This window comes from Brevibacillus borstelensis (genome assembly GCF_037834415.1).
Lineage (GTDB): Bacteria > Bacillota > Bacilli > Brevibacillales > Brevibacillaceae > Brevibacillus > Brevibacillus borstelensis_A.
Window position 1 is genome coordinate 1 of sequence record NZ_JAUMSJ010000135.1, and the last position, 314, is coordinate 314.

Annotated in this window: 1 protein-coding gene; it reads right to left on the minus strand. The window is 36.9% G+C overall.

Annotated features, from left to right (window positions below; genetic code table 11):
- Positions 1 to 291, minus strand: a 291-nt coding sequence (tnpA, locus tag Q3F21_RS27290; protein ID WP_340259754.1) for an IS200/IS605 family transposase, incomplete at its 3' end; no start/stop codon positions are given.
- Between the last annotated feature and the right edge of the window lie 23 nt (positions 292 to 314).

A 314-nucleotide genomic window follows, 5' to 3' on the forward strand; every position in this document is an offset into this window, starting at 1 on the left:
TTTAAATTCCATTCGCAACACTCTGGATGTATAGCCCTTCAAATGTTTTACGACTCGGTGAATTCCGAATTGTGGGTCACACTTGATGAGTAAATGAACGTGGTCAGGCATGATCTCCATTTCAACAATTTCGGTACGTAGTTCCATCGCCTTTTCAAGAAACAACTCTTTTAATCGAATGTCTACAGGTTCTTTCAAAACCTTTTTACGATACTTTGGACAAAAGACAACGTGATATTTACAGTCAAATACGATATTATGGTTGCTTTCCACTGATCTACTCAAAACCATCACCTATGGTTAATTATATGACA